The sequence below is a fragment of the Verrucomicrobiota bacterium genome, from assembly GCA_016871535.1.
In the GTDB taxonomy this organism is placed as follows: Bacteria; Verrucomicrobiota; Verrucomicrobiia; order Limisphaerales; family SIBE01; genus VHCZ01.
This window is the reverse complement of sequence record VHCZ01000337.1, coordinates 1-5,822: the sequence shown is the minus strand read 5'-3', so window position 1 is coordinate 5,822 and position 5,822 is coordinate 1. Positions and strand designations below refer to the sequence as shown.

At 58.6% G+C, this 5,822-nt stretch carries 3 protein-coding genes and 1 pseudogene; 1 reads left to right on the top strand and 3 read right to left on the bottom strand.

The window, feature by feature from the left end:
• Window positions 1–44 precede the first annotated feature (44 nt).
• Window positions 45–326 carry a hypothetical protein gene (locus tag FJ398_25415; protein MBM3841231.1) on the top strand — a complete coding sequence of 94 codons (282 nt, stop codon included), beginning with the start codon at window positions 45–47 and terminating at the stop codon, window positions 324–326.
• Between the two features lie 485 nt (window positions 327–811).
• Here FJ398_25415 and FJ398_25410 read toward each other — a convergent pair.
• From FJ398_25410 to FJ398_25400, 3 genes and pseudogenes are all read right to left on the bottom strand, one after another.
• A pseudogene (locus FJ398_25410) lies at window positions 812–955 on the bottom strand (prepilin-type N-terminal cleavage/methylation domain-containing protein).
• Window positions 956–1,227: 272 nt separating this feature from the next.
• Window positions 1,228–2,757, bottom strand: a complete 1,530-nt coding sequence (locus FJ398_25405; GenBank protein MBM3841230.1) for a mechanosensitive ion channel — start codon at window positions 2,755–2,757, stop codon at window positions 1,228–1,230.
• A gap of 16 nt (window positions 2,758–2,773) precedes the next feature.
• A complete protein-coding gene (locus tag FJ398_25400) occupies window positions 2,774–5,548 on the bottom strand; it encodes a hypothetical protein (protein ID MBM3841229.1) in 2,775 nt (924 codons plus the stop codon).
• Window positions 5,549–5,822: the final 274 nt, after the last annotated feature.

Genomic DNA, 5,822 nt, shown 5'->3' with positions numbered 1-5,822 from the left:
TGTTCGATGTTCCTCCGGCAACGTCCAACGTCAGACATTGAACTTTGAACTCTGAACAGTGCATGGGAAGCCTGCTTGGTTTCAAAACCATGCACTCGGCCCATGAACCCGGTAGGGCGAGTCCGTCCCGGCGAGCCGCTCGACGCGCGTGGAACACGTCCGACTCGGCTCGCTGGGGACAGGCTCGCCCTACCGTCCGGTTCAAGGGAAGTTCCCTTGGTCCGATCACCGTGTTAATGGTCCATGCCGGGGCCGTTGGTTCGACGTTCTGCGTTCGGTGTTCGATGTTCGATGTTCCTCCGGCAACGTCCAACGTCAGACATTGAACTTTGAACTCTGAACAGTGCATGGGAAGCCTGCTTGGTTTCAAAACCATGCACTCGGCCCTTGGTCCCGGTAGGGCGAGTCCGTCCCGGCGAGCCGCTCGACGCGCGTGGAACACGTCCGACTCGGCTCGCTGGGGACAGGCTCGCCCTACCGTCCGGTTCAAGGGGAGGAGGCAGATCGGATCCAAGCCGGTCGGACCGAGAAGTGGAAACGGGCAGCCCTCTCCCACTCCTTCGTCGCGGGAGAGGAAGGAGACGCCGTGCGCCTTTCAAACTCTGCGCGCTGACGCGGATGAGAATATTGGCGGAGTCCAATTAATACTTCGGCTACGGAGACTTGATGAGGGCGCTCGTCCGCTCCTGAAGCCAGGCGATGCGCGGCAACTTTCTTCCACTCTTCTGAGTGCTCTTGTCGGCGGGGCATTTGTAAATTCCAACGTCCGGGTTGTACTGGAACAGGTAGCCGCTCTTGATCAGCGCGATATTTTGGATTTCGCCAAGGCAGGCAACAGAATCCCGGCGAGGATGGCGATGATCGCAATCACCACCAACAACTCGATCAAAGTGAAATTAACTACGGTGGAGCGACACTCCTGCGGAGTTTGTCTTCGATGGCATTGGCTCGGCAGGAGCCTCGCCCCACTTACTGCTTGGTCCGCGGTATGGACGACAAAGCTCGTAGCGCAGAGTTGCACTCTGCCGTATCGCAGAATTGTATTCTGCGGGGGGTCTCCCAGTCCGAGCCCGCTGGGACTTGCCGGCGCCCTGCCGATTGGAAATCGGCGATACAGCAGATTGAAAATCTGCGCTACGATTCTCCGGTCGATCTGTCGTCAATCCCACGGTCTGCACAGTAACTACCTTAACTGAGGGGGGCATTGAGATGAGGCCAACAAGCCTTTTACTTGGCGATAGCCGTTTCGCGATGGCGCAAGCCGAGTCCGTGGCGGAGGCTGGTGAAAACGCTCTTCATCTTGTCCAGGATTTGTTCGGCGAAACTTTGCTGAGCGACCGCTTTCTCTCCCGGAGTCAGTTTCTCCAGCGCGGTCAGGTCTTGCCGCCGTTGCGCGACGATTTGCGAAATGTTCACCGCGATTTCCGGCCGGTGCGCCAGAAGCAATTCGAGATCCTCCTTGCCGATCTGATAGACCACGGTGTCGGTCAGGGCCGCGACCGTCGCGGCTCGCGGTTCGCCGGTCAGCAACGACATTTCGCCAAAGAATTCGCCCGGCTCAAGCGACTTGACGCGGACTTGTTTTCTTCCGTTTTCCAAATCCGAGCGAACCTCCAGCAAACCTTCGACGAGCACGAACATGGAATCGCCGGGATCTCCCTGGTTGACGATGGCCGAGCCGGACCGGAAACGCCGCTCCTTGATCCGTGCCGCGAGGCGTGCGGTCTCCTCCTGTTGCAAGCCGGAGAAGATTTCGATGCGCTGGACCAGCGCGGCGCGGTCGTTCAAGCGGTCCAACTGCCGGGGCGGCATTTCCGCGTAAAAGATGTCGTGCTTCTCGTAAGCCAGGGAAATGCCCGCCTGGTGGAGGTGCCGGAGGATATTGGTAATGACCGTGTGGTACACGACTTCCGGGTTCATCTCCGCCGGCTTCATCCAGAATCGCACCATGTACTCGACGCCACGGCCGCTGACTTTGCTGGCGTTGACCGTCGGGGCCGGGGTTTCGAGAACGCCCGCGGCGGCTTTGGTGCCGGCCAGAAGGACGCGGACGGCGCGTTCGGCGGGGACCTCGAAATCCAGGCAGAATGGAATATCGAACCGGCATTTGTCCTGCGGCTCGCTGTAATTAGTGATGATCATCGTGCTGATTTCGCTGTTCGGCACGACCACCAGGTTGTGGCCCATGGTCCGCATCCGCGTCGATCGCCAACTGATTTCCAGCACGGCCCCTTCGATCGGCGGCAGGGCGCGCGGATGGATTTTGATCCACTGCCCGATCTTGAACGGTTGGTCCACGTTCAAGGCGATGCCGCAGAACACGTCGGCAATCATGTTCTTCAACGCGAAGCCCACGACCAGGCTGACGATGCCGGAGGTCGCCCAGATGCCGGTGACCGATTGTTTGAAGACCAGCCCGAAAATCATCAAACCAGCGATCAAGAAAATGACCGCCGCCACAATGTCCTTCAGCAACCGCGGCACGTTCGTGCGCAAACGCAGTTCCAGGAGCCGCCAGACCAGAACTTCGATCAACCGGACGACCAGCCAGGCCATGCTCAGTCCAAGCCCGACACCAACCACGTAGCCCAGAATGCGCTGCGTGATGTCCTTGGCCTCGGCCTGCCGTTCGCCCAGCCATTGCCAGCCCGGGACCAGGATCAAGGCCAGCGTGAGGACGGGCCAAATCAGCTTCTTCAGAACGTGAAGGATCTCGTTCGTCAAGGAGATTGGAGTTGGAGCTTTGTTCGGAGGCATTGCACAACCGCGGAGATTATCGGGGCACAGTCGAAGAGTTCCGCCCGGCCTTTTCCATCCGAGCCAGGGTTCTTTCGATCACTTGCAGGGTGGCTTCGTAGTATTTCTCGATTTGGAAGAAGTACTGCGCCACCTCGCCATCAACCGGATGAAACTGATCCGGCTTGGGTTCGGGCATCAGGAGCAACTTGCCGAGGCTGAAGTTGGAGAGAGAAATCTGGATGTTGCCGCCGTTCAGGGCCACGATCTTCTTCACGATGAGGGCGCGCTGCAATCGCACCAGATCGGAACGATCTTTCAGCACGATCGAATATCGAGGCAGCCCTTTGTCGTCGGGCTGGTTCAAATCCCAAAGCAGCGTGTTCCAGGCTTTCTGGTGATCCGGGCAATCCAGAAGGCGGAATTCAGGGATGGGCACGGTGATCGGCTCTGCCATCGCCTCCACCGGAGCTTTTCCGTGAAAAGTCAGCACGAGCGCTTTGCCGGACTTGCCCTTCAAGAAAGCATCGAAATCCTTCACTCCCGCCAGCCTGGACAAGATTCGTTCGAGGAATTGCACGCCAAAACCTCCGCCCGCCTGCTGGCTTTCAAAGACAATCAAGCGTTCCGGGTTGATGTTGCTGTCGAGCCATTTGGAGTTGGGCACGCCGTTGGTTGTGGAAAGCCGGCGCACCACTTCCCACACCATGCGGCGCACAAGAATGTTTTCGCCGGGGAAGCGATTATCCGCGAACTGGCTGTAAGGCTCTGAGTAAGCCAGTCGAAAATCGCGAAGGATTGCCCGGTGGGCCTCGTCGCGAAAACGCTGCAGCCGCGGATTGTCCGTGATAAATGACAAATCGAACACGTCCTCGGAACGGATGCGGTAGGTGTCCCGGAACAGGATATTTCCGAACTCGTCGAACCGGTCCTCATCCTTGGGCAAAAACTGGCCGAACAGTTTGCCTTTCTCCGGCTCCAAAATGTGCGGCGTGAGCACGACGATCACTTCGCGTTTGCTGGAGGTCGTTCGTTTCGAGCGGAACAGCGCGCCGAGATACGGGATGTCTCCGAGCAACGGGATTTTGTCCCGCGTGGTCGCGTATTCTTTGTTCACCAAGCCGCCGATGATGAACGGGGTGTTGTTGTCGATCCGGGCGTAGGTCTGGATTCGCCGCGTGGCCATCGAGGGCGCGGAAGCCAGCAGCGCGCCACTCGCGGACCGAAGTTCCAAATCCGCGCCCGGCACCTGCGCCGATACGATGGTGTCGATCAACAAACTGATCTGGTCGCCCGCCTCGTTCGCGCGGGGCATGACATTGAGCGAAATGCCCGTGGCGAGGTATTTGAAATTGAAGGCCACGGTGCCAGGCGCAGCAAACGCACCCGGCTCCTGTTGGCTGGTGGCGATGGGGATGTCGGTGCCGACCCGAATCGTCGCCTGGCGGTTGTTGACCGTGAGCACACTGGGCCGCGACAGCACCTCGGCTTTCTTCTCCACCACCAGGGCTTTCAACTTGGCGACCCAGTTCTTGTCGAGATCCTGGAGGCTATCGAATCCGAATTTGGCGGTGCTCAACGCCGTCCCGGGCGCCGCGAGCGAACCCGCGATCCATTCGAAGTTGCCCTCCTTGAATTGCCACTCGATGCCGAGTTCCTTCAGACCTTCCTCGTTGATTTCCAAAACCATCCCTTCCACAAAAATCTGTCGTTCGGGCCGGTCGATGAATTCATCCAGGATTTGTTTGACGCGTCCGAATTGTTCCGGGTGCGCCTGATGAAAGAAAACGACCAATTGCTCGGTCGGCGCCGTATTCACCACGCCCGGCAATGGAGTGGCGACGGAGGGCGTCAGCGAAAGTTCGAACGGGCCTTTCTCCACTTTCTCCGCCCCCAGAAGCGAGACGTAATTGGTATCCGGCGAAGGCATCGGCGCCACCAGCGGCAATTGCTCGAATGTGATCGGCTTGGGGACGCCCGACAGTTCGTCCGCGGTGTTTACGCCAAATCCTTTGAGGGCTTTCATGGCGCCGGCCATCTCGATGTAGCTCAAACGGATCAGCCGTCGTCCCAGATCGCTCGAATCCAGATTCTTCTTCCGTTCCTCGGCGGAGGCGGCGAGGGCATCGACCATTGTTGAAATCGCGCTCACGTCGGGATTGACGCCGAGCGTTGCGGGGTCGGTGGCCACGATGATGGCGCCGTCCACCCAAAGCTGGGCGGGTTGAGAGAGAAAGCGCCGATGGCCAAGGCGAAGCAGCGCCCGACCGTTCGGAGTTGTCTTTGAAAGCGACGGGCCGGGATTGAGACCTGACGGAATTGGGGGCAGGGAGGCAAGTTCGGCAGGCTGCGCCAACCGATAGTTTTGCTCGGTTTCCAGCTTCAACTGAATGGCTGAGATCAGTTCATCGATCTCGGTTGCGCTCAGCTTGGGCAAAGAGATCAACTTGCTGAGTCCCGCGGCGGCTTGGGAATTGCTGCCCGCGACGGAGAGTTGGGCCTCAGACTGAGCCGCGTCAGCGAGTTCGTCGCCAGCCGCCGAATGTGCAGCCGGGGCTGATTGATTCTCACTCTGAGAACCGGAAGTGCTTGGAGCCGGGTTGACGGATGTTTCAGAGCTTTGGAGCGCCTGGGCCAATTGCTTCAAGCCATCTGGCCTGGCGTCCTGGGTCAGGAGACCGTGGTTGGATCGGGGAGTTTCCAATTCAAGCGTGGCAACGGTTTGTGATGAGGAAGCACACCCCGTGAGACTGAGAAGCAGAACCGCCGAAAGGCAAAGGAGACGGCGGGAAATAACAGGCACCGAAATCATTCGCTGGCTATCGCTAGTTTGCTAGACACATCACTAGATCAATGACCGACAATTGGGTGATAGGAACAGAAGGCGGGTGCCGAAGCTTCGAAGCGCTTAGACTCTTCGCCGCAAACTCCATCCTGACCCGGTCAACGCTGGCAGGGTTTATGTCACATCGCTGCCGCTCTGTCATCTGTTTTTTCCGCCAACAAAAAAGGCGCAGTCATGTTTCCACGACCACGCCTTGTTGAAAGAATCCGATCTAAAGCTCTGAAACTCTCAAACCGGAATA